Below are 23,297 nucleotides of genomic sequence, written 5' to 3' on the forward strand. Positions count from 1 at the left end.
TACGGCACTATACTTGATTTACTTTTTGTATATCATATATAGTTTATCACTTGTTCGACCTTAAGTAAACCGTATTGCGGCCGCTTGAGCGATACGACCGTCATTTTCTACATAATCCACTACTTTTTTTCTCAAATCAATACTGTAAGAGATTTTCCTAGCGACTTCACTATTTTTATTCATTTTAACTCATTTTTAAATAGTCTCATACCTATTTGAAATGACTATATATACAGAGAGCCGGATGCTCGCACTCCTTTCTATAAAAGTAAAATTAACTGAACAAACACAGCAACAACCCGCTTTCTTGGATCAACCGGGTTGCTAAACACAGAGCTTGGTTTAAATCTGTTCTTCCCCTTGATTAAAACGCTGAATTCCTTTATTTTCCTCTACGCGTACAATACCATTTTTGGGAATATTGAGGATTCCTGTAAACGAACTTTGGCTGACTTTCAAAGCTTGTTCCTTATTTTTGTGTTCGGTAAGTTCGCGCTGTAAATTGTCAATAGTTTGTTGAAAGCGAGTGGCTTGTCTGAGCATTTCTTGTTCTGATAAATCCAGCAATTGCATCAGAGTGGCAACGTGATATTCCAGTAATTGGGTTTCGTAAATATTGTTATTTGTAATAAAGCTTGTAGGATTTTCCGAATAGTCAAAAACACTTGGTTTGTCGGGCATGGACAATGCTGTTTTGACACTAAGTGCCAAATCTTTAAACATTTCAGCCGTGCTGTGGGGAATTTTAACTTTCAGGAACATCACTACCGCAAACACACTTCCTGACTGCATAAGTCCCCCAAATCCCAAGACAGACTTGACTTGGTAGGGGATAACTAAGGAATTTTGCTCAGGAATAAAGGGACTGCCTTTTGCCTCTGATACGTGAAAAATATTTAATACTACGGGCTCTAATTGCAGGAACCTTTCTCGCTCAATTCCGAGGAATGTAGGAATGTCTAAACCGAACTGCCGGATTATTTCCGAAATTGCCGGCATTTGAGCGACTAATTTTGTGCTAACTAATGGAATAGCTGTATTTTCTGCTGCTGTGTGTCGAGAATTCCACTGCGCTTGTGTGCCTGCGGCTGCTAGCAGAGTCCAACATTTCATGTCGGCGGCGGGGGAATTGCCCTTCATCAAGCGGCGGGCGGATTGTTGCAATGAGTCTTCTAATTCCCCGTAGGGATGAGTTTTGAACAAACGCACTAAGCCACAGGTATTTTCTCCAGTTTGCGAATCGCAAAAATGTCGGTAAATATAGTTAACAATCTTCTGGCTGGTGGCTTCCATACTAGCAGTATTTCTACCTAAGTGGCGCAGGACTAAGCTGCATTTAGCCATGTCTTGCGGGGTAAATAAGGTAATATCGTACATTAAAAAATGCTCTCCAAGAGCTCAAACACTCTTGTTCATTTATCGTTAAGGTCGCTACGGCATCCGGAATCCTACTGAGAGTTTTGAACAAAGTGTTAGTTAAAATATGTATAAAATTTGCCCGCCAAATGCAGCGGTTGTATAGCAGGATACAGAAAATAAGATTGAAGCCAAAAAAATCTATCCCCTAGGGTAGAGCACAAGGACAGAAAAGCCGATGTATAAATGTATAATTTATTAAAAGGTTTTTTACTATAACTAGCCCATAGGAATTAAAGAAACGGGGCTTTTCACAGGTATGCCTCGCGTTTTACAGGGCATTTTCATAGATAAAAGTTGGTTTCTGGGTAAGCCATATTCACAGAAATCCTAGAAACTCAAGCTGCAATTTTTGTGGCGGGCGATCGCACGCCGATTTATCAAAAATTGGTACAATTTCGTCAGTCTTGGACGCAGAAACCGGGTTTTGTTACAGAGAAAAAACCCGGTTTTTGAGGTATTGGTAAGTAGATGCTGTGTTCACAACTTTTAACCACCTCAAACAACTCTATTGAGCTGGTTGAGACTTTGCTTCCAGGGCATCTTTAGCAGACAATCCCTGATCTTGAACGCCAAAATACCACAAACTAGCAGCAGCTTCGGCGCGAGTCACTGATTTCTTCGGCTGAAACAGAGTAGTAAAACCAAAAACGCGGCGAATATTCGCCAAATCTCCATTGTTAAAATCAGCTAAAACTGCCCGCGATGCCTGGGAATCAATCTTAGAAGCATCTTGAAAACCCCACTTTTCTTTCACTCCTTCAATGTTAGCTGTCGGCAAAACTTGACGACTATCTAAAGGCACTTTCCAGAGAATCATTGTTTCGCGAGTTAAAGGTGCATCCGGGCGAAATTTCACATCTTTAGTTTCTCCTGAAAGCGAACTCGGAATTACACCGGCTTCTGCTAAACCTTGAATTGCTGAAAAATCCGGGTCAGTTTTGGGTACGTCAGAAAAGGCTGGTTCGCTAGAGTCTACTGCTAATCTAATTTGTTTGGCTTGACGGCTAGCATAAATCTGATTGTTAGCTGCGACTAACCAGCGGGCGTATTCGCGGCGAGTGACAATTTTGTTGGGTTTGGGCAAAGTGCTGGCTGTTTCTAAATTAGCACTTTCTGTCGATCGCACTTTCAGCACTTCCAACTGACTTAAATCTGCCACATACTGCCGCAACTGTTGAGGAATTTGGCTTTCTTGTTCGCTAACTTTTGCTGATTTTGACGAGGCGGAGGGCGTTGGAGTAGTTTTCTCGGAATTAGATGGAGTTGGTGAAGCAGTTGGAGATGCGCTAGACTCGGAGTTATTAGGTTGGGGACTGGTGGCAATTTCGGGGCTTTCTTTGCTGTAGTCGATCGCAAATTCTGTAGAACCCCCTACTTTCTGAGTAGGAGAAAGCGACACTGTTACCCGTAAATTATCTCGCGTTGCTACCAAAGAACCTTGTCCCTCGGCGGTGGGGCGGCTGACTATTTCCCAGTTGCGACGCCCAAACTCTGTGGAGTAAAAGTTCTGAACCGAATTAACCGGATCTGTACTCTGCCAGCGCAGCCGCACATTTTTTGGCGACGGATCTGTTTGCCCACTAACTTCGATTAACTCAGCATTAGGATATAGTGGAATCTCTGTCGGGAAATCGGGAGGAAGTTTGGCGGTAGAGTTTGTGTCAATTGCTGTAGCTGGTGGCGGGGAAGAGAAAACTACTGGGTTTTGTTTTAATTTTGGATCGGCGGCTAAAGATTCTTCGAGGGCCTTGCTGTTGGGGCTGTTTGCACAAGCTGTGACAGCAGCCAGCAGACACACAGCCAGCCAAGTATTTACAGCAGCGAGTATATTGGTTTTACTGGTTTTAGTGATTTTAGATCGTCCTTGAGAGTTGCCTAGCCGTTGAGTAAATATAATATTCAGCATAAATCGCCCCTTTGCAGATATATTCCTAGGCTAGCGCAGATCGATCTGGCATATATAATTTTTACCAAAATGAAATTTCTATATTTACTTCTAGTTACTGCTACATTACTTTCATACCCTGTCAAGTTTGCCCGTCCCGTTGCATCTCAACCAGCCCCGCTGCGGGCAGAAATTCAGACGCCAGAGTGGCAGCCCTTTTGCTCGGCGATGGGTCAGTTTGCGATCGATATGCCGGGAAATCCCAAAATTAATTCCGAAATTTTTTCAAATCAAATTATTGCTCATACATACCGATCGAACTTAAAAAACAAAGAAACTTATTTGCTTCAATACTTTGACCTAGATTTTCGCATGAGGAACAATAATATCAATAATATCAGAATTACTTTAAATAATGCCGTTGATTTTTTCGTCGTGGCAGCGAATGCTAAAGTCTTGCAAGTGCGGGATATTTCCCTCGGAGGCTATCCGGGAAAAGAATTTGAGTTTCAGCCACTTTCCCCCACTGAACCTGTAGGTGTAGGTCAAGTTTTTTTGGTGGAAACGCGCGTTTACGGCCTGGTTGCCACTACCCCCAAACCAGAAAATGCTCAAAAATTTCTCGACTCTTTTCGTTTATTTTGAAGCAGGAAGTTTTACAATGAGTAGTCTACGGGATTTAACGAATTTCAGGGATGGATATTGAGTGAACCGGGAAGATGGAAAAATTAGTTAGGAGTAGCCATCAAATTTATTAATAAAACTTACGTTTTTAAACTGGGTTTATAGGAAAATCTGAGCTTTAGTAACTAAAAATTTCGGAATCAACCGGGTTTCTGAGGAATAGTGCGTTCCCGACTAATTAAGTTGAATTAGCTCTAAGACCCTATTTTGTTTTTTGTACTCTATCTAACGACATAGATAACTTTTACACCCGTGGAGCGATGTAGAGACTTGCTCAAGTTTATATATTTGATATAAGGATTTTTAAATCCAATAAAAAAACCAACGCAGAAAGCACAAACAAAGACATAAACAAAGATTCTGTCTTGCTTAATCTGGCTCCTAAATCTGGCTCAACGAAGTCAGCCTCATCGAAAGCTTACCCGGAGGGTATTAACCTATTATGAACAAACTAACACCAATTCTCCTCAGCGGCCTCCTATTATTTGGAGCTGCTGCTTGCAGCGACGGGGCTAAAACTAGCGCTGATGCTCCTAATTCTCCCACAGAAAACACTAGTAGCCCGCCCGCAGCCGATACAGTTAAAAAAACTCAGGATGACGCCACTAGCGATATTCGCAAAAACCAAGCAAATTCTGATATCAGGGCTAGAGAACAGCGCAACAATGTGACGGGCGGTGATGCAAAAAGAGCCGAGGGCGACCTCGCAAGTGAAGTGCGCTCCAAGTTAGAAGTGAACATCACTAAAGGTCAGCTAACTGTTGATGCAAAAGACGGGGTGGTCACGGTAGGTGGCACAGTTCCCAATCAAACAGATTTAGCTAAAATTGAGCCACTAGCTAAACAGATTAAGGGTGTAAAACAGGTGAATGTTACGGCTGTTGTCGCTCCCGCTGCATCCGCATCGCCTAGCAGCAAGCAATAAATTATAAGGAAGAAGTTTGAGGGAAACAAGGAAGAAGGATTTAGTGATCTAGGAGAGAAGTCTGAGGGAAGAGGGTAAAGTTTGGCATTGTAAGATGGCTTGGGAAGCGGATCGCAACGCTTAGGTGACTCTCTAGGCAGAGCGGGGTTTTAACTTAAAGAGTGTAAATTGAATTTAAAATTAACGCACTCAAAAATCGCGCAATACCTGCAACTTCCCCTTCCCAATTTCCGAGTTTTCCGACCGGATAATTAATGGGAAACCAACCTGAAGATAGAGCGGAAAGTTATTCCCAGCGACCGATGAAAATTGTTGGGAAAAAATGACTAAATGTGATTGATGGCAGAGCATAAATTCTGTGGTTGTGTAAAAGTAGTATATTTTCGAGGACAAAAAAATGGCTTTAGGTCAACACAAGCGAGCTGTAGGAGCATTTTCAAATTACCGAGATACGGAACTAGCCCTGATGGAGCTGCAAAGTACCGGGTTTCCGATGAATAAAGTTTCGGTAGTTGGGGAAAATCTAGATCGCAGCGAAATTGCGGGCGCTAGCACTGGTACTGGTAAGGGTACCGACGACAAAGTGGGCGGCGGCGCCAAAGCAGGCGCGACAGCCGGAGCAGTAACGGGCGGTTTGATTGGGTTACTCGGAAGCATTGGAGCGCTAGCGATTCCGGGAGTTGGCCCGGTGATGGCGGGGGGCGCGATCGCAACTCTGCTGGCAGATACTGTAGTCGGAGGCGCGATTGGCGCAGCAGCAGGCGGTTTGGTCGGCGGTTTGGTCGGTTTGGGAGTTCCCGAAGCAAAAGCTAAAGTTTATAGCGATCGCGTCTCGCGGGGAGAATATTTGGTATTCGTAGAAGGAACAGATGCCGAACTTGCCACAGCCGAAGGAATTATGAGCGTGCGGGGCATTCAGGATTGGGGCATTTACGATGTGCCCGCAGACACCGGCCGCAGAGCTTCGGGTCGCCATAAGCGCGCCGTGGGAGTATTTTCAACTCGCCGCGAGACGGAACACGCACTGGGAGAACTGAGAACTGCCGGTTTCGACATGAATCGGGTTTCTGTCATCGCTAAGGATGCTGAGTCTAAAGGGGACATTGCAGGCATTGACGTGCACGACAGCGCGGACAACAAATCGGACGAAGGGGCCACAAAGGGCGCACTCACAGGTGGTACTTTGGGCGGTTTGACAGGCTTGTTGGTAGGTCTGGGCCTAGTGGCAATTCCGGGAATCGGGCCGATTATGCTGGCAGGAGCCTCAGCTACGGCGATCGCCACTACACTCGCCGGTACGGCTTTGGGTGCGGCAGCAGGCGGCTTGATCGGAGCTTTAGTGGGTATGGGAATTCCCGAAGAGGAAGCTAGAGCATACAACGATCGCGTGGCCAGAGGAGATTACTTGGTACTGGTTGACGGCAGCGAAGCAGAAGTCGCTCAAGCCGAAAGCATTCTGAGCCGCGGAGGCATTCAGCATTGGAAGACCTACGACTATAATCCCAGCGTCGATAGTGCTCGGGCTGATTATGGCGCTCCCGGCACTCCGGGCGTTGATACTACCGCTGGTATTTACGATCCCACTCATGGCACTACCGGCCGCCCTCTGATTTAATACTTCAGAGTTTGTTTGGGTATTGTTTCTACTTTCAGCAGGGTAGTCGCATTCGCGCACTCGGATTGTGGAAAGTGATCCAACCAACACCGACGAGCTAGCGGTTTTACGCTTCGTCGGTAAAATTACCTCAAAAGTCGGCTTTTTCTCTGAAAGTCGGCTTTTGTTCTGGAAACTTTAAAAAAAGCGACCTGTCACCAGTTGAATTTTGATGGGTAGCTCCGGCCGCGAGCTGGGCTTTGCGGGGGCGACTCGATCTGCTCCCTTAATTTTTATACCCTAAATCCGCAGTGTTTTTTTACTCTGTAGCACTCACTACAGCTCGATTGCAAACCCCGCAGTATTATCAAATTTGATGACATAAATTACAGCAGATATTGCCCAGTTAGTCAAAGAGCGACTATCTTTAATTATGGGGTGGTTAATTTCACCAACTTATACAGGTGAAGTAGCCAGCCCCGCGCGCCCAGAAATGCCTGCGGTGGTCGGCAAATATTAGAATAATAATATTGTCGGAGCCTTCGGGCAACACTTAGGCTGGTCATTAGTTGGCTGTAGCAGCCGAATTGCCGTTGGCAAGACCTGCTACAGGAATACAGTTTTTCTGGGAATGCCTCAGCGAAACATTTGAGAAGCCCAGGAACAGCTTTTATGTCCGGGAGCGCGTCAGGTGTCGGGTGTTCTGTTAATTAGAACCGCAAGCGCTCATGGATCGAGTAAAGATTGACAGCAAGCACAGCAGCGCGGGAGCACAATGGCTCGCGGCGCCTTTTTTCGCGAAATCTCAGGCTCAGGGCAGCGTATTGTTTGCTTTGCCTGCGACTCGCTCAGCACTCCGAGGGAAACAGCCTTCTTGTTGGATTTCACTGGCGCGCAGCACAGTGGGGGGAGGTGAAACTAGCTGAGCTGACCGGGCTCTGCTTTCATGGGCGATCCAAGATAGAAGGCACTTATGTAGAAGGCATTTGGGGTTGAAGCTCCGATATCTTGTTTCTTGATTGCACTAATAAATTCGATCGTCTGTACCAGCAATTTTTCCGGTCAGAGTGCGGCGCGGATGCCGCCAGCAATACCCCAAATATTTGATCTATCTTTACAAGATCTATCGACAACTTCTCGGTATTTGGGTAAATGGTTAGCAGTTAATAGTTAGTGATTAGCAGTTAGTATAAATACAACTAACAATTAACACCTAACATCAACCGCCAACTAATTACTAGCCAAATAAGACTTACAGGGCTTACACGCGGCGAGAAACTCGGTTTCTTCATCCCTTCCGCGCTGGCAAACCTCAGATTTTACCCTAACCCGGTTTCTTTTCGTAAGTTATAACTAGGTTAGCAGGGTGATGTTAGGAATCAAGCATTTTTGACAATTGTTACTGTGGCAGTATTGGTTTAAAAAACTTATTGCCAAACACGATAGTACAAATTTTCCGACAACATAGAACATCGAGAAATTAAGGAAACTCACTCAATTTTTTTATGAATTTCACTGAACTTTTAAGTGCCGATGAACTTTTAATTAGACATAGAAACGGGGAACGAGATTTTCGGGGGGCTAACCTCATTGCAGCTCATTTGAGTGAAGCTAATCTTAGTCGAACAAATTTGAGCAGCGCTAATTTGAAAGGTGCTAACTTAATTAGAAGCAAACTGATTGGAGCTAATTTAAACGGCGCCGACTTGAGCGGGGCTAATTTGTCTAAGGCGAAATTAATTGAAGCTAACCTGGGGAGTTCTAGTTTAACTGGAACTGTGGCGATAGCCGCAGATTTTAGCGGGGCAAATCTCAGCGGAGCAATATTGTCTCAGGCTGACTTGAGCAAAGCCGTTATGACTGGAGCGAGTTTAGTAGGAGCTTGTTTGCTAAGCGGCTCGAAACTAACGGAGGCTAATTTGAGCGGGGCGACGCTGAGCCGAGCAATTATGAGCGGGGTAGATTTAAGCAGAGCAAATCTGACTAGAGCGATTCTCAGCGAGGTAGATTTGAACGGGGCGAACCTGAGCGGAGCAACTTTAACTCGGGCTTATCTCAATCGCGGAAATCTCAGCGGCGTCAATTTAGTTGGGGCTACTTTGAGCGAAGCAAGTCTGCGGGAGGCCTCTATTTGCGCTGCTAATTTGAGCGGTGCTGACTTGAGCGGTGCTGACTTGCAATCCGCCAATCTAAATGGCTCTAATTTGAGCGGTGCCGACTTGCAGGGAGCTAATTTGAGTAAAGCTAATTTAAATGGTTTGATTCTGCACAATGCTGATTTGAGGGCTGCGAATTTGAACAAAGCTTCTTTGCGGGGAGCTAACTTGAGCGGTGCGAATTTGGCAGGTGCTAGCTTGCTGGAAGCGGATTTGCGGGGGGCAAATTTGAGTCACGCCAATTTGTCGGGAGCGGGTTTACTGCTGAGTTCTCTGACAGGGGCGAATTTGACTGGAACTAATTTGTCCGAGGCTAATTTGATTGGGGCGAGCTTGAATGTTGATAATTTGAACGAAGCAGCTTTGGGCGGAGCGATTTTGCCTAATGGAGCTACTCACAGCCGGGATTGATGGGTTGATTAAGAGAAAATAGTTTTGAGTTTTAAGTTAAATAATCTTTAATTCAAAACTCAAAACTTTTAACCATAAAGAATTCAGGAGTCAGAATTCAGTTATCGGTTATAGGGGGTGAGTTTAATAGATTGTCTGCGATCGACAATCTATTAAAATTCGGACTCAGCGATGCAGTCTCAGAGGCAATTTCAGCATTGTTTTGACTAACTCATTCGCTTCGACAGGTTTTGCAACATGACGTTGAAACCCAGCAGCAAGAGCTTGCTTCTGATTAAAGTCTCCAGCATAAGCAGTCAGGGCGATCGCCGGAATTTGCCCGCCCTGCTCTGGTGGTAGATCTCTCACTTGTCGCACTAGCATATAGCCATCCATATCTGGCATTCCGATGTCGCACAGCAGGATATCGAAGGGTGTGGTTGAGAGCAGTTGCAACGCCTCGATCGCAGACCCAACGGCAGTCACTTTGGCTCCGGCTTGTTCTGCTACAAATGCCACAAAATCGCGTGAATCCTGTTCATCATCCACAACCAACACGCGCAGAGAGGCCAGGTGAAGATCGTTTGATCGAGCTTCAGTTGTATCGGCACCTTCTTCAACCAGATTCGCAGTATGCAAAAGGGGAAGTTCAACGGTGAAGGTGGCTCCCTGTCCTTCACCCGTACTCTCAACCCAAATTTTGCCGCCGTGCAGTTCCACAATTTGACGCGCGATCGCCAGCCCCAATCCCAAACCCCCAAATTTACGAGTTATGGCTCCATCCTCTTGCCGAAAATGCTCAAACACATAAGGCAGAAACTCAGGATTGATGCCTTTTCCTGTATCGGTGACCAGAATCTGGGCATAAGTTCCAGTTTGGGTTAACCTAACGCTAATTTGCCCGCCTTGAGGGGTGAATTTCACGGCATTGGATAAAATATTCCAGATTACTTGCTGCAAGCGCCCGGAATCGCCCATTACCATTCCGATGCCCGGTGAAAAGGTTGTTTGAATTTCCAGTGACTTGGCTTCGGCTGCTAATCGAACGGTTTCCAAGGCGGCTGAGATGACCATATTTAAGTCAACGGACATCGCATTCAGACTCAGTTTGCCGCTCAGAATGCGGGAGATGTCGAGCAGGTCATCAATCAGTTGTAACTGGAGTTGGGCGTTGCGTTCGATCGAGGCAAGGGCGCTAGCCGTTTTTGCAGCGCCCAGTTTGTTTTGCTGCAACAGCTTCGACCAGCCGAGAATCGGATTGAGCGGCGATCGCAACTCATGGGACAACACTGCCAAAAACTCATCTTTGATGCGGTTGGCGGTTTCGGCGGCTTCTCGTGCGGTTTGCTCTTGTTGCAGAAGCTTCTCGCGTTCAGCTTCGGCTTGCTTGCGATCGGTGATGTCGCGCGTTACACCCGCTACCATTTCCACAGCACCCTCTGCATCAAAAACGGGCACAAAAATATACTCGTAAGCTCTTGTACCGAACGCGCTGGTGTATGGCGTTTCATCCTTAAGCGGTTGGCGCGTCTGAATCACTTTCTGAATCTGATGGTGCAGTTTGACAGCTAAATCCACTGGGTAATCTAATTCAAAAAAGGTTTTGCCAATGGCTTCAGCGAAGGATTTTTGCCAAAGGTCGAGCAACGGCTTGTTGATATCAATGAACCGCCCGGACAAATCGAATGTATAAATAAAGTCCGGCACCGAAGACTTAAAGGCGTTGAACTTTTGCAGTTGCCGTTCGAGTTCGGCGGACGTTTGGCGCAGGACTGCTTCGGCTTGAATTCGATCGGTGACATTCTTGAAATAAACGGTGATTCCATTTGTCGCAGGGTAGGTGCGGACTTCGTACCAACGATCGTGGTCGGGATAAAACCCCGTCAGTGACCCAGCCACGCGATCGCGCATGGCGCTCCTATAGATCGGCTCCAACTCGTTGCCAATCAGTCCTGGGTATTCTTCCCATAAATTCTTGCCAATCAAATCACCCGGAATGCGATCAAGCAGTTTTTCGGCAGATTGATTGACATAGGTGAACCGCCAGTTCTCATCCAGGGCAAAGAATGCTTCAGCAATACTCTCCAGAATATTCCGACTCTGCTCCTCGCTTTCACGCAAGGCTGCTTCCGCCCGTTGGCGATCGTTTTCGACGCGCACGCGATCGGTGATGTCAACGGCAGCGCCGTAAATCACTTGTTCTTCTGGGTAAGGCTGGGCATTCCAGAGAAACCAGCGGTAGGAACCGTCTTTGTGCCGATAACGGTTTTCAAAGGTAAAGGTTTCGTTACCGGAGAACAGACTGTCGGCTTCTGCAATGGAGGTGCCTAGGTCGTCCGGGTGGACAAACTCAGTCCAGGGGCGGGATGTCATTTCGTCCGATGTCCAGCCGAGGGTTCGTTCAAAGGTTGGGCTGACCCAGTGGAAATAGCCGTTTATGCCCGTAATCACTTGCAAATCGGAACCGACGGCAAGAAACCGTTCCCGTTCCTGCTCAATTTTTTTGCGATCGTTGATATCCCGGAAGAAAAGAGACAGCCCAGTCGGTGAAGGATAAACGTGAACCTCAACCCACAAATCAAACGGAGCATAATATTCCTCAAAATCCACCGCGATTTGCTGCAAGAGCGATCGGCGATACTGGAATTCAAACTGATTGCCGATCGTGCCTGGGAAGGCTTCCCACATCGTTTTGCCCAGAATTGCTTCTAAAGGAGTTCGCGACACTCGTTGTGCGGCTTCATTAGCGTAGGTAAAACGAAAGTCGAGATCCATTGCCATAAACGCATCGGTTACGCGCCCCAGAATGGTTCGCTCTCGCACTGTTGCTTCTTGTCGCAGCCGTGCCAGCTTCAAACTTGCTTCTACCCTTGCCAGCAGTTCGCGCGCCGAGAACGGTTTAATCAGATAGTCGTCGGCTCCGGCTGCGAGTCCTTCAATACGCGCTTCTTCGCCGGCGCGGGCTGATAACAGAATGATGGGAATGTCTTGGGTTGCGGGATTAGAACGCAGCGATCGCAACAACTCAAACCCATCCATCCCCGGCATCATCACATCTGTCAATACCAAATCGGGTGGATTCTTCTCAATGGCAGTCAAAGCGGCAAAGCCATCGGCGACGGTTTGAACAATATAAGAACCGGTCAGGAGTCGTCGAATATAATCGCGCATATCAGCGTTATCATCGGCCAGGAGAATTTGAGATTTGAGATTTTGGATTTTAGATTGAGCGGGTTGATTGACGAGTTCATGAGTGGATGGAGCCATGCTCCATTCTTCTAATCTAAAATCGCCATTCTCAGGCAACCACCGTTGAGCTTCTTCGACATAGGGCATCGACCCTAACGCCGTTGATGCTAACGTGCGACTGGCGCCAATGCGCTCCGGCGGCAGATGAGCTGTTCCGGTGGGAATCGTCACTGTAAAGCAACTTCCCTGCCCAAAAGTGCTGGTGACATTGATCGCTCCCCCATGTAGTTTGACGAGTTCTTGCACTAGCGATAGCCCAATGCCGGAGCCTTCAAAACTCCGTCCTTGCGAGTTTTTAATTCGATGAAATCGCTCAAATAAATGCGGTAGTTCTTCGGAGGGAATACCGACTCCTGTATCTGCAACTGATAATTCAACACAATTTTCTACGCACTGCAATCGAACAGTAATTGTTCCCGCTAAGGTAAACTTAAAAGCATTTGATAATAGATTGAGAACTATTTTTTCCCACATTTCGCGATCGATATAAATCGCTTCTGGCAAGGGTGGACAGTCAACAATCAGCGACATTCCCACCCGTTCAATCAGCGATCGAAACGTGCTGGCAAGTTCCGCCGTATAGGTTGCCAAATCTACAGGTTCATAAGATGCTTGGACTCGACCTGCTTCGATGCGTGAGAAATCGAGCAAGCTATTGACGAGTTTGAGCAGTCGCATTCCATTGCGCTGCACCAGTAGTAATTGTTCACGTTCTTGAGGTGGAATTGTTCCATTCAAATTCGCGATCGTTTCTTCCAACGGCGACAGCATTAAGGTCAGCGGCGTGCGGAATTCGTGAGACACATTGCTAAAAAAGGTGGTTTTGGCGCGATCGAGTTCTGCCAGTGCTTCGGCGCGTTTGCGTTCTGCTTCATAGGCTTGGGCGTTGGCGATCGCTGTTGTCACCTGCCCTGCCATCAAGTCAAAAAAACCTTTGTAATCATCATCAAACGTTCTAAGCGGACTCACTCCAGCAATCAGGAACCCGAACGTTTCTCCCGATCGAGCTAGTGGTAGAACTACCGCTTGATGAGGAGATTGGGACCACGCGCCGCCCGGTAAAAGTCCAAATTGCGCCTCCAAATTTTCAATGATTCTGCTTTCGCCCGTCTCGATGACTTGCTTCAATTGCCACTGGCACTTTTGGGCGGATGTAAGCTCGATCGCCTCACAAGAGGCAAGGGTTCCGGCTGCTAACCTTGTTGTAGCGGCGAGTCGTGCGATCTCGCTTTCGCCATCGAGTAGATAAAACAGCGCAAACGGGATGTCATAGGCGTTATTGGTCAATACGGTGGCGGAAATCTCGCAAGCTGCTTTTTGCGTCTTGGCAGTGACTGTTTCTGCTGCTAATTCGCGCAGCGTTGCCAAGCGGCGATCGCTCAACACGCGCTGAGTGTCCTCGCTACAGGCGCAGAAAATGCCCCCCACTGGGCCATCATCATTCGCCACCGGACTGTAGGAAAAGGTAAAGTAGGTTTCCTCTGTATACCCGTTGCGGTCCATTACCAGAAGCAATTCTTGATTCCACGTCGATTGTCCCTGGTTCAAAACCGCTTCTGCTTGCGGCCCTAGGGTGTCCCAGATTTCAGCCCATACCCGTGAGGCAGGCTGACCTAGTGCTTGCGGATGTCGTTTGCCGAGAATAGGAATGTAAGCATCGTTATAAAACTTGGTCATCTGCTGTCCCCACCAAACGAACATGGGGTAGCGAGAGCCTAAGACGATCCGAATCGCGGTTTTCAAGCTTTGCGGCCAGGTTTCAACGGCACCAAGGGCGGAAAGCGACCAGTCGTGCGATCGCATCAGCATCGCCATCTCGCTATTTCCTGCAAAAATCTGTTCAACGAGTTGATACTGCTCGATCATGCGGTTGTCTTTCCATTGAGCCCACAGAAACGGGAAACGATCTTCATTATCTCTGCTGACCGAGCGGGTTTAGGTAGGTGACGCCAGAAACCCAGCGGCGCCGGTTGCTGGTCAACTTCTCCAGCATAGGGTGCCAGAGCGAGCGCTGGAATCGGCCCGCCGGGCGATCGTCTAGGATCTGGCGAATTTTACGCATGAGAGCATAGCCGTCCATCTGTGGCATTTGGATATCATATAAATTCCGCCGCAGCCGGAACGATCGAGCTTTGGTTTTTTTAGCCCATGGAAACCAGAGATCGCTTTAATCAAAAAAGGTGGTTTGAGAAGAACAAGGCAGCACTGAAATAATACGAATTCCATTAGTGGCATCTGCCTGTGAGACAGTTTGACCCCACCATACAGCCAGCGCTTCGTGGTGAGTATTTCTCCTAATCTTTATTTTTATTTGTGAAACATACTTGCAAAATTTTTGACATCGTGCTAACGTTAAAAGGTTTGAGACTTAACATCAATAGAGGTAAAACCCCGCAGAATGAAACAATTGGGAACCCATCTGGTCGCTGATGCTTGGCAGTCTCCTGGAGACTTGCTCAACGATCCTGAACGTATCCGCCGCGCTATTCTCGATGCGATCGAAGCCGGAGGAGCTACTCTCATCGATTTGTGCGTACACCAGTTTAGTCCTCACGGAGTGACAGCTACTGCTACTTTGGCAGAGTCTCATATAGCAATCCATACTTGGCCTGAACACGGTTATTTTGCTGCAGACTTATTTTTCTGCGGAGCCGGCGACCCTCACCGAGCCATGAAGGTGCTACAGACAGCTTTGGAAGCTAAACAGGTAAAACTCACTGAGTTCACGCGCGGTTTCGAGCCAGGAGTGGGCATCGTAGGTTCTGCTTGTGAAGAGCAGTATGCCCCTCGTTCAGTAGAAACGAGTGCCGCCAGAGGATGATGGCCAATTAGCGTAACTTTGAACAATTTATGCTAGGTTTTGTTTAAAATCCCACGGATCGAACCGTGGGATTCTTGTTGGAATTTACTTTTTCATTAATAAAGGGCGGACAACTAAATAACCTGCACCGAAAGCTGCAATCACAATCAGAAAAATCGCGATCGCCAACCACAATCCGCTTAAGTCTGAGGTTTTTTTGATTTGAGATCGCACACGGTAAGGAGTTTCCGGCACCTCTGTAAATAATTTTTCGGGAAATGGCTGCGGCATAGAGGCGGCTGTTGGGTCCGGTTCCGGTAGGGGGAAGGGGAAAGCCACTGTCTGAGGTGGTTGAGGTATGCCAGAGTTAGTCTGCGAGGTTGCAGGTGGTGGGGGCGGAGGTTGAACGCTGAAATTGAATTTGACTGACGGCATTTGAGGCATCCCTGTCTGGGTGATACTCTGAGCCGAGTTGACTATTTGCTGTAACTGTTGGGATACCTGAACTACTGTTTCTACTTCTCGCCGCAGTTGTTGATTTTGTTGGACTAATTGCTGATTGTGGGTTTTGAGGGAGTCCACCATCGCTTGGGCTGCTTGCAGCTCTGCCGTGACTTCTCGATAGAGGGAAATCGGTACCGATGGAGAGTAACTATTTGAGTTTTCAGGGGAAGTATTGTCAGATAAGGTAGTATTTTGCATAATTGTAGATGGCGAGGGTGAGCTTGTTTTAGTTTAGCCTGAGAGTATTTGCAATTAGATCGATCGCAACACAATTCGTCAAGATATTTGTTACAGATATTGAACGTAAATTTAATTTAATGTTACAAGTTTTTACTCAATCGCTATGAACAACTACGCACCGGAACAAACTATGTCGCAAAAGTCAAGCACCGAGGAAATGAAATACGGCGAACGCCAGATTTTGGAAGGGGAGTTAATTACTTTCCCGAATCCGCGAGTCGGGCGGCGCTACTCGATTAACATTACGTTGCCGGAGTTTACTTGCAAGTGTCCGTTTTCTGGCTATCCCGATTTTGCGACAATTCACGTTACTTACGTGCCAGACGAGCGGGTGGTAGAGTTAAAGGCGCTGAAACTGTACGTTAACAGTTATCGCGATCGCTACATATCTCACGAAGAATCGATAAATCAAATTTTAGACGATTTTGTGGCGGCTTGCGCGCCCCTGGAAGCGACGATTAAGGGCGATTTTTCGCCACGGGGGAACGTCCACACAGTGATTGAGGTGTCGCACCAGAAGTAGGGTAGGTATTAAGCTGTTGTGGCAGTGAGATTTAATTGTGGGGCGGCGTCGAAGCGCACCCCACAATAGTTTTAAGAAATAGGATTGTTAATAAAATTAGTAACTAATTGTAGGGTGCGTCAGGGCAGCCCTCTCAAGACAGTCAAAAAGTCGTTCACACGCTTAAAATCTCGTAGTTTGTAGGGTGTACACTGGGAATCGGTTGAGTTTGTCGCCCACCGGAGAGTACCTGTTGACTGGCGTTTCAGGTTTTTGATTTTGAAACGAAAACCTCCGTATAGCAATTTTCATTACTTGAAATTTGAAAAATCTGAACGTGAAATAGCGGTTGTATGGTTTTTCTCAGCTTCACATTAACCACCTCGACATATTTGGCAACGCGCACGCTACAAACTCAACTAATCTTTTTGATATTTATCCTTGGCGTAAGGTGCGGCTAGCGCACCCTACGGTTAGCTTTGACTTGCAACAGAAGTCGGGGCAATCGCACTTTTTTCTTCTGCTGTTTTCGATTCTGCCAACTTGTCCAAAATCTCTACAACTTCTCTTTCAAAACTCACCTGAGCGCGATTAGTGCGCCCGCCGACGTAGAGTTTGCCGTTGGTTTCCAAAGCCCAAATCTGCGAGTGAGACAGATAGCTCATCAGCACACTGAGCATCAGCAACCCGAAGCCAGTATAAACGATCGGAATACCCGGATCGGCCTTAATTTGCAATCCCGTACTGCCTACAACTTCGTCAATTGTCAGCATAACTCCGTTAACTTCTACCGCCGTGCCTGCGCGAACTGTAGTTAACAATTTGCCATCCGTACCGTACACTAACATCGTTCCTTGCAAGTCTTTTGCTAGCAGAGAAACTCCTGCACTCAAATCGGGTTTTGTCGGAATCCAAGCTCCCCAAATTCGGCCTTTGCCTTGGGTGTCTAACTGAGCCATTGGCAATTGTAAAACGGGGCTTTTGTTGAGGCGAACTCGCACGGCGGCTATTGCCCAATCTGCTTGATAAAATGTGACTCCCCGGTATCTGAGGGGCTCGTTAACGTGAATGGTTTTGCGCTCGACCTCTTGGCCTGTTTTGTCCAAAACTGACAGGTCAGAGTAAAATTGGTCGATTCCGCCCTCGGGAGTATAATCAATCCAGAACCGATTAACTCGCATCGACCAATCCTTCGGTATTTGCGGCCCAGCCCAAGGCCCCGCATCCAGGATATTCTGCACCTGAAATGTTTCGCCGCTGGGAACAATTTCTTGACCGAGAAATCCCGTCATTGCGCCCCATATCGACCCAGCTAAAATAATTAGCATACTGGCGTGAACAATAATCGGCCCGATTTTGCCAATTATTCCCTTGCGAGCATAAACTTTTTCGCTTTCTCGAAATATGCGGTAGTTTTTTTGCTGCAAAAGTGGTTCTAAGGAACTTAAAGCGACTGTTTCTAATTCCGCACTGAGAGCTAATTTTTCAAACTGCTTTGGTTCTTCATAAAATTTCCAGCGGCGGGCGGCTTTTAATGCTGGAAATTGTCGGGTAAATGTACAAGCTGTTAAGCTGCTGCCGAACAAAATTAGGATTGACAAAAACCACCAAGTGCGGTATACGTGGTCAAGTCCTGCAATTAGCACAACTTTCCAAGTTAGGAAGCCGAACAAAGCGGGGTGTTCTGGATAGTTAGATTGGTAAAAGGGTACTGATTGGCCTTGTTCGATGACGGTGCCGGAAATGCTGAAAAATGCGATCGTCAGCAGCAAGATAATTGCCAGCCGCAAATCTGCGAGCATCGGCAAGATTTCTCGCTTGAAAAACCTTTGAGGGGCAGTCGCCCAGTTTGAGAGTTTTGATAGAAATACTTCTTTTGATGTCATTGGTAATTATGGAGGAAGTTCGGCAACGGATTTTCTAACGGATGTAACGGATGGAAGAAGGGAGAAAGAAGAAAGAGGAGGGAAAAACCCAAAATGAATAAAATATTATTATTTTTATCGATCAAGTCTCAATCAATTTTGAATTCTTTCTCTTTTCTTTGTTCCTTGGTGTTATTCGCGTCTTCGCGGTTGGTTAAAAAAAACTTAATTTACCCATGCAGTAGAGATTGCTATATCTTTAAATAAAGACGGAAGTCCTTACTACTAAACTTAAGCGGGAAGGATGCGGGAAAGCAGAGAGAAAACTCCAAATCCTACTAGCAAAACGCCACTAGCAGGCGTAATCCAACTCGACCACCGACGCAATTCTAACAACTTTTTAATGCTAGCAGTAAAAGTACCTGCTATAATCAGCGGAGCGACGTAGCCAGCAGCGTAAAACAGCAGCAACACACCACCTAAAACTGTATCTCCCGTTTTGGAAACCCAAGCTAAGAGGGTAGCTAAAACCGGAGTGCTGCAGGGAGAGGCTACTAAACCAAAAGTTAAGCCCAATAAGTACGATCGCACGCCCGCCGGCAAATCTTTCGGCACCCACCCAACAGCGTCGAAAGACGGCATTTGTAAGGGTAAAGCTTCGAGTAAATTCAGCCCCATTAGAATAGCAATAATGCTGACAAGAATCGGCAAACCCAGGCCAATTTTGCCGTAAACTTGTCCGGCAAATGATGCTACAATACCTAAACCCGCAAGGGTGGTGGCTAATCCGAGGGAAAACCACGCAGACTGGGCGGCAGCTTGCAGGCGACTTTTTGCTTCGTATCCACCGATGTAGCCGATCGTGATCGGCAACATTGAAAGCATACAGGGCGTTAAGCTCGTTAGCAACCCTGCCAGAAAGATGACTCCGACGCTGACTAAACTGAGGTTTGTCAGTTGAGTATTTACTAAATTATTAGCAAATTGTGCGAGTTCGTAAAGTTGGGTTTGCAAGGTTTCCATCAGTCGATTTTAGATTTTAGATTTTAGATTTTAGATTGACTCACAGCCCATCGATTTTAGATTTTAGATTTTAGATTATTAGATTTTAGATTGACTCCACAGCTCATCGATTTTAGATTTTAGATGGACTCTACAGATGAATCTGGGAGTTTAAACTAAATATCTAATATTTTTGCTCTTCACGACTCCTGTCGGGGGCTGGTATCCCTAGGCAGGCGACTTCAGGTTCGGGGCTGTTCTGGCTTTGTTGAAAATTGTAACAGATGCGCGCAGGTTCGGTTTGAGATTTAAAATTTTATCGATATTTACTGGTTGGGAGTTAAAAGGTTGATCGCACCCTGGTTTAAATTAATATCTTGACAGCATCCTCAACAAGCTGTTGGCAACGGGCGCAGCTTGGGAGTTAAAAGGTCGATCGCACCCTGGTTTAAATTGATATCTTGACAGCATCCTCAACAAGCGGTTGGCAACGGGCGCATCCTATTGCACCAGATAATTCATTGACTGCGAAATCGGTTCGAAAGCCTGTTGTGGAAATTATTCAAACAGACTTTAATTTAACTTTACTTTAAATTAAAGCCAATTTCTTCATTAATAGAGCCGTCTGGCATTATTGCCCCTGCCAGCACCGCACCTCTGAGATTTGCGCCAGTTAAAATAGCGCCTTCTAAATTAGCATTGCTCAAATTGGTTATTTGTTTGGAACCTCGGAAAAAGAAGCTATGCAAATCAGCACCTGTCAAATTACTGTCGGCCAAATTAGCATATTGCAAGTCAGCACCGTGCAGCGTCGCCTCCGTTAAATTAGCTTCCGTGAGATTGCTTCCCCAAAGTCGAGAATCTAAGACATTAGCATCTTGTAAATTGGCGCGGCTCAGATTTGCCAAAGTCAGATTAGCATCCCACAACTTCGTGCCGTTGAAATTAGCTTCGGTCAAATTGGCTCGACTGAGATCCGTGCCTAAAATATCAGCATTTGCTAAATTAGCGCCCGTGAGGTCTGCGTCTGAAAGATCAGCATTTTTTAAGTTAGCACCGGACAAATTAGCGCCGGACAAATTAGCGCCGGACAAATTGGCTTCTTGGAGATTAGCGCCCCGCAAATCGACAGCGCTCAAATCGCATTGCTTCCACAGAAAGCTGACGCACCAATTATCTTTTAATAGGTGACTCAAATCCTCCCCATTCGCGGCCATCACAGGAGGAGTTAAGTAGAGAGTGAACAGGACGATCGCCAACACTGCGGCGAAGAAAGTTTTCAACCTCATAACTCTTTTCATTGACACTAATTTGCGTCATAAATTATTGATCTCTAATCAAAGCATAGCAAATAATCTGCAACTTTCCTCAGCAAGATTACTCAAAAATATTAGTGTAGTGAAAGGTTAATCAGGGTTGGTGCAGGCACAAACTTAACTCAGGTTGTGTTAGACGCGCTTTGAGCTAGAAACCCGGTTGATTCACAAATGCCTCGCTGCCAAACTAATTGTTTTCCTAAAAACCTGGTATAAGATAACCGCAAGTTCGATCGCGATTTACCGACAGAATATCGCTACAAAGTAATACTTGCGGTGGGCAGTTGCGCTCGCTCCTCCAGCGGCATATCTGCAAACAATCCGGGTAGGAACTGCTCAATATGGGAAGAAAGAAACCGCCCAGCTCGCCTGAAAACCTTATTTTTAAAGGGTTGTAGACGCCTTTTTTCTGAATTGCGATCGGCATCACTAACTAAGGCTAACCCTCCTCACACAACTCAAGCTGCAGCATCACCCAATCTCATCAAACTTATCACGTTCCTGACACTACGGATATCACTGTCAGTAGCTGAAGTATGGAGGAAAATAAGAGCATACCGTTGAACACCACTCCTCCCATGCCTACTATCCCCCTTCTCCCAACCCAATTAGTTGTCACAACTATTTTCAATTCGATCGAATCTTTGGGATTCACTAATATTGCCGGCGTATTTTCGGGTGAGCAAGCTGAATCCCGACAAGAGGCAAATTTAAAAGTTAGTACCAAAAAGTTTTACACTCAGGGTTTAAAAAATCTCGAACAACAAGACTTGCACGGCGCTATTAAAAATTTTACTGCCACAATTAACATTAATCCGCAATTCGCGTCAGCTTACAATGATCGCGGTGTGGCTCGCTACAAATTAGGCTACAAGCAATCGGCGATCGAAGATTTAACTACAGCCATAGAACTCAATCCTTACCGAGCCAAGTATTACAGCAATCGGGGGTTTATGCTGACTCGTTTAAAAGATTATACTGCGGCGATCGCAGATTACAACTCGGCACTGCTGCTCAACCCAAATTTAGCCCAAGCTTACTTTAACCGAGGTGCTATCCGCCTGCAAATGGAGAATTCCCTGGCAGCACTAGCTGATTTTGAGTCAGCAATTCGCCTCGATCGCGATTTTGCTAAAGCTTACTTTAACCGAGGATTGACTAGATATAAATTGAGAGAAGTTCATGGAGCATTTGAGGATTTTCAGAAGGCGGCAGGGCTTTTTAAGCTACAGGGGAGAATGGATTCTTATCAAGAGGCAGTTTCTCAAATTACAAAGCTATGGTGTTAGTTGAATTTGGCAATTGGGAATTGGAAATTGGAGAATTGGGGAATTGGGAAGGCGGAATTAGGGAATTTGTAAGGTGCGCCATAAGCACCCTACACCTATATTTAAAGTTAGCCAATTCTCAAGGCTGCATCGCCAGTTGGTAGATCGTTAGGACGAAGAATCGTAGATAAAGGAATTGCAAAGGCTGCATTTTGAACAGAGGCGACAGTAGAATTTTGTACGACAGTAGAAGCCCCTGCCAAGTTAATGACAGTATTGCTGCCCGATTGAGTGAATGTAGTATCGGATAATTTTCCTGTCAAAGCAATGCGATCGCCTTCCTCTGGTCGAAAATCAACTATTGTATGACTTGTAGGGGGTAGGGTAATAAAAGGAAGAGAAGCAGGATCTACTCCGAGCAAAACAAAAGTATCTGCACCACTACCTCCTGTGAGAGTATTGTTGCCTGTATCTCCAATCAAAATATCATTACCATCGCCACCGATTAAGATATCATTCCCTTGACCGCCTCGCAAAAAGTCGTTACCAGCATCGCCATTGAGAGTATCGTCACCGAAATTGCCAATCAGAATATCGTTGCCAACACCGCCGCTAATGAAGTCGTTACCTTTGCCGCCTCTGAGAAAGTCGTCACCCGCTTCGCCCGTGAGGGTATCGTTGCCTTGGCTGCCATTAATTGCATCATCAGTCGGTGAACCGACGATGCGATCGTTTGCGCTACCTCCCACTACACCGCTGGGATTTTGCTGAGAGTCTTGGGAAGTGACTTGATAGTTGTTGGGGGTGTTTGACAGTCTGAGGGCTCCCAAAGATAGATTTACGAAATTGGTACTATTAATTAAATCGTTGAGTACATTAACATCGGTAATGATGCTAGAAACCCGACTGGGGACGATTCCTTGAACGACTTTTGCAGTCGAAATGCGATCGCCCTGTTGCACGGCATTAACCGTTTCAAAACCTTGAATAACGTTGCCAAAAACAGCATAATTACCATCCAAAAAGGGCAAATCATCCAAAGCAAAATAAAACTGCGAAGAAGCAGAATTCAAAGCATTAGAACGAGCCATGGCCACAGCCCCGCGAGTATGCTGCAACTGCGGCGTCTGGGTTACAACTTGGTTGTAAACAGGTTGCGCGGCCCCTTGCGGCTTAATTTCCAAAGGAATAAAACGCGCCTGATTGGTATCCGGGTCAATAAAATTACCCGTTCCCAATTGACTTGCTGGAATTGTAGGATCTTTGCTGCGCGGATCGCCTCCTTGCACCACAAAAGGATCTGGCTGGCGCACAACTCGGTGAAACATCACCCCGTCGTAAATGCCGCGTTCAACTAAGTCAACAAAATTGCCAGCGGTAATAGGGGCATTAGTGCCATCGACTTCGATCGTAACGGGTTGACCGTTAATTACCTGGACTACTATAGCTTTGCCTGTTAATGGGAGTGGAGCGCTCATGGATAAATTGCTATTTGAGT

15 protein-coding genes and 1 pseudogene are annotated in these 23,297 nt (G+C 46.4%); 7 read left to right on the forward strand and 9 right to left on the reverse strand.

Annotation, left to right across the window (positions count from 1 at the left end; all coding sequences use genetic code 11):
* Positions 1-72: 72 nt before the first annotated feature.
* The 3 genes and pseudogenes from QUA04_RS07785 to QUA04_RS07795 all read right to left on the reverse strand — a co-directional run.
* Positions 73-153: pseudogene (locus QUA04_RS07785) on the reverse strand (IS630 transposase-related protein); the annotation flags it as partial.
* Between the two features lie 189 nt (positions 154-342).
* The gene (locus QUA04_RS07790) at positions 343-1,377 is read right to left on the reverse strand and encodes a histidine kinase (protein ID WP_333255417.1); all 1,035 of its coding nucleotides are present in this window, start codon (positions 1,375-1,377) and stop codon (positions 343-345) included.
* 547 nt (positions 1,378-1,924) lie between these two features.
* Positions 1,925-3,325 (reverse strand): S-layer homology domain-containing protein, encoded by a 1,401-nt coding sequence (locus tag QUA04_RS07795; protein WP_333255419.1) that lies wholly within the window; start codon positions 3,323-3,325, stop codon positions 1,925-1,927.
* 69 nt (positions 3,326-3,394) lie between these two features.
* Between QUA04_RS07795 and QUA04_RS07800 the strand changes: the two genes are divergently transcribed.
* The 4 genes from QUA04_RS07800 (at position 3,395) to QUA04_RS07815 (ending at position 9,074) form a co-directional block, all read left to right on the forward strand.
* Positions 3,395-3,949: a hypothetical protein gene (locus QUA04_RS07800; protein ID WP_333255421.1), complete on the forward strand. Its 555-nt coding sequence runs from the start codon at positions 3,395-3,397 to the stop codon at positions 3,947-3,949.
* A gap of 481 nt (positions 3,950-4,430) precedes the next feature.
* Positions 4,431-4,913, forward strand: coding sequence for a BON domain-containing protein (locus QUA04_RS07805; RefSeq protein ID WP_333255423.1), 483 nt, complete (start codon positions 4,431-4,433; stop codon positions 4,911-4,913).
* A gap of 397 nt (positions 4,914-5,310) precedes the next feature.
* Positions 5,311-6,528 (forward strand): histidine kinase, encoded by a 1,218-nt coding sequence (locus QUA04_RS07810; RefSeq protein WP_333255425.1) that lies wholly within the window; start codon positions 5,311-5,313, stop codon positions 6,526-6,528.
* A gap of 1,484 nt (positions 6,529-8,012) precedes the next feature.
* Complete coding sequence (locus QUA04_RS07815; RefSeq protein ID WP_333255427.1) at positions 8,013-9,074, forward strand: pentapeptide repeat-containing protein; 1,062 nt, start codon at positions 8,013-8,015, stop codon at positions 9,072-9,074.
* A 165-nt stretch (positions 9,075-9,239) separates the two neighbouring features.
* Here QUA04_RS07815 and QUA04_RS07820 read toward each other — a convergent pair whose 3' ends face one another.
* Positions 9,240-14,168, reverse strand: a complete 4,929-nt coding sequence (locus tag QUA04_RS07820) for an ATP-binding protein (RefSeq protein WP_333255429.1) — start codon at positions 14,166-14,168, stop codon at positions 9,240-9,242.
* Positions 14,169-14,700: 532 nt separating this feature from the next.
* On the opposite strand from QUA04_RS07820, the gene speD reads away from it, so the two are divergent.
* Complete coding sequence (gene speD / locus QUA04_RS07825) at positions 14,701-15,123, forward strand: adenosylmethionine decarboxylase (RefSeq protein WP_006633984.1); 423 nt, start codon at positions 14,701-14,703, stop codon at positions 15,121-15,123.
* An 84-nt stretch (positions 15,124-15,207) separates the two neighbouring features.
* On the opposite strand, the gene QUA04_RS07830 is transcribed toward speD, so the two are convergent.
* Positions 15,208-15,804, reverse strand: coding sequence for a hypothetical protein (locus tag QUA04_RS07830; RefSeq protein WP_333255431.1), 597 nt, complete (start codon positions 15,802-15,804; stop codon positions 15,208-15,210).
* 145 nt (positions 15,805-15,949) lie between these two features.
* Between QUA04_RS07830 and queF the strand changes: the two genes are divergently transcribed.
* Positions 15,950-16,369: a preQ(1) synthase gene (gene queF / locus QUA04_RS07835; RefSeq protein WP_006633986.1), complete on the forward strand. Its 420-nt coding sequence runs from the start codon at positions 15,950-15,952 to the stop codon at positions 16,367-16,369.
* 452 nt (positions 16,370-16,821) lie between these two features.
* On the opposite strand, the gene QUA04_RS07840 is transcribed toward queF, so the two are convergent.
* The 3 genes from QUA04_RS07840 to QUA04_RS07850 form a co-directional block, all read right to left on the reverse strand.
* The gene (locus QUA04_RS07840; RefSeq protein WP_333255434.1) at positions 16,822-18,234 is read right to left on the reverse strand and encodes a cytochrome c biogenesis protein; all 1,413 of its coding nucleotides are present in this window, start codon (positions 18,232-18,234) and stop codon (positions 16,822-16,824) included.
* A gap of 270 nt (positions 18,235-18,504) precedes the next feature.
* A complete protein-coding gene (locus QUA04_RS07845) occupies positions 18,505-19,236 on the reverse strand; it encodes a cytochrome c biogenesis protein CcdA (protein ID WP_445242299.1) in 732 nt (243 codons plus the stop codon).
* Between the two features lie 563 nt (positions 19,237-19,799).
* On the reverse strand, positions 19,800-20,504 hold the full coding sequence (locus QUA04_RS07850) for a pentapeptide repeat-containing protein (RefSeq protein WP_445242300.1): 705 nt from the start codon (positions 20,502-20,504) through the stop codon (positions 19,800-19,802).
* Between the two features lie 563 nt (positions 20,505-21,067).
* Between QUA04_RS07850 and QUA04_RS07855 the strand changes: the two genes are divergently transcribed.
* Entirely contained in the window at positions 21,068-21,820 is a 753-nt protein-coding gene (locus QUA04_RS07855) for a tetratricopeptide repeat protein (RefSeq protein WP_333255439.1), read from the forward strand.
* A 107-nt stretch (positions 21,821-21,927) separates the two neighbouring features.
* Here QUA04_RS07855 and QUA04_RS07860 read toward each other — a convergent pair whose 3' ends face one another.
* A complete protein-coding gene (locus QUA04_RS07860) occupies positions 21,928-23,277 on the reverse strand; it encodes a peptidylprolyl isomerase (protein ID WP_333255441.1) in 1,350 nt (449 codons plus the stop codon).
* Positions 23,278-23,297: the final 20 nt, after the last annotated feature.

The organism is Microcoleus sp. S13_C5, from assembly GCF_036700845.1.
GTDB lineage: Bacteria > Cyanobacteriota > Cyanobacteriia > Cyanobacteriales > Microcoleaceae > Microcoleus.

What these genes read in the sequence shown, in the direction of transcription:
- QUA04_RS07815 (WP_333255427.1), top strand. Translation starts at nt 8,013, where the DNA reads ATGAATTTCACTGAACTTTTAAGTGCCGATGAACTTTTAATTAGACAT.
- speD (WP_006633984.1), top strand. Translation starts at nt 14,701, where the DNA reads ATGAAACAATTGGGAACCCATCTGGTCGCTGATGCTTGGCAGTCTCCT.
- QUA04_RS07800 (WP_333255421.1), top strand. Translation starts at nt 3,395, where the DNA reads ATGAAATTTCTATATTTACTTCTAGTTACTGCTACATTACTTTCATAC.
- QUA04_RS07820 (WP_333255429.1), bottom strand. Translation starts at nt 14,168, where the DNA reads ATGATCGAGCAGTATCAACTCGTTGAACAGATTTTTGCAGGAAATAGC.
- QUA04_RS07795 (WP_333255419.1), bottom strand. Translation starts at nt 3,325, where the DNA reads ATGCTGAATATTATATTTACTCAACGGCTAGGCAACTCTCAAGGACGA.
- QUA04_RS07845 (WP_445242299.1), bottom strand. Translation starts at nt 19,236, where the DNA reads ATGGAAACCTTGCAAACCCAACTTTACGAACTCGCACAATTTGCTAAT.
- QUA04_RS07840 (WP_333255434.1), bottom strand. Translation starts at nt 18,234, where the DNA reads ATGACATCAAAAGAAGTATTTCTATCAAAACTCTCAAACTGGGCGACT.
- QUA04_RS07855 (WP_333255439.1), top strand. Translation starts at nt 21,068, where the DNA reads ATGGAGGAAAATAAGAGCATACCGTTGAACACCACTCCTCCCATGCCT.
- queF (WP_006633986.1), top strand. Translation starts at nt 15,950, where the DNA reads ATGAACAACTACGCACCGGAACAAACTATGTCGCAAAAGTCAAGCACC.
- QUA04_RS07810 (WP_333255425.1), top strand. Translation starts at nt 5,311, where the DNA reads ATGGCTTTAGGTCAACACAAGCGAGCTGTAGGAGCATTTTCAAATTAC.
- QUA04_RS07830 (WP_333255431.1), bottom strand. Translation starts at nt 15,804, where the DNA reads ATGCAAAATACTACCTTATCTGACAATACTTCCCCTGAAAACTCAAAT.
- QUA04_RS07860 (WP_333255441.1), bottom strand. Translation starts at nt 23,277, where the DNA reads ATGAGCGCTCCACTCCCATTAACAGGCAAAGCTATAGTAGTCCAGGTA.
- QUA04_RS07850 (WP_445242300.1), bottom strand. Translation starts at nt 20,504, where the DNA reads ATGAGGTTGAAAACTTTCTTCGCCGCAGTGTTGGCGATCGTCCTGTTC.
- QUA04_RS07805 (WP_333255423.1), top strand. Translation starts at nt 4,431, where the DNA reads ATGAACAAACTAACACCAATTCTCCTCAGCGGCCTCCTATTATTTGGA.
- QUA04_RS07790 (WP_333255417.1), bottom strand. Translation starts at nt 1,377, where the DNA reads ATGTACGATATTACCTTATTTACCCCGCAAGACATGGCTAAATGCAGC.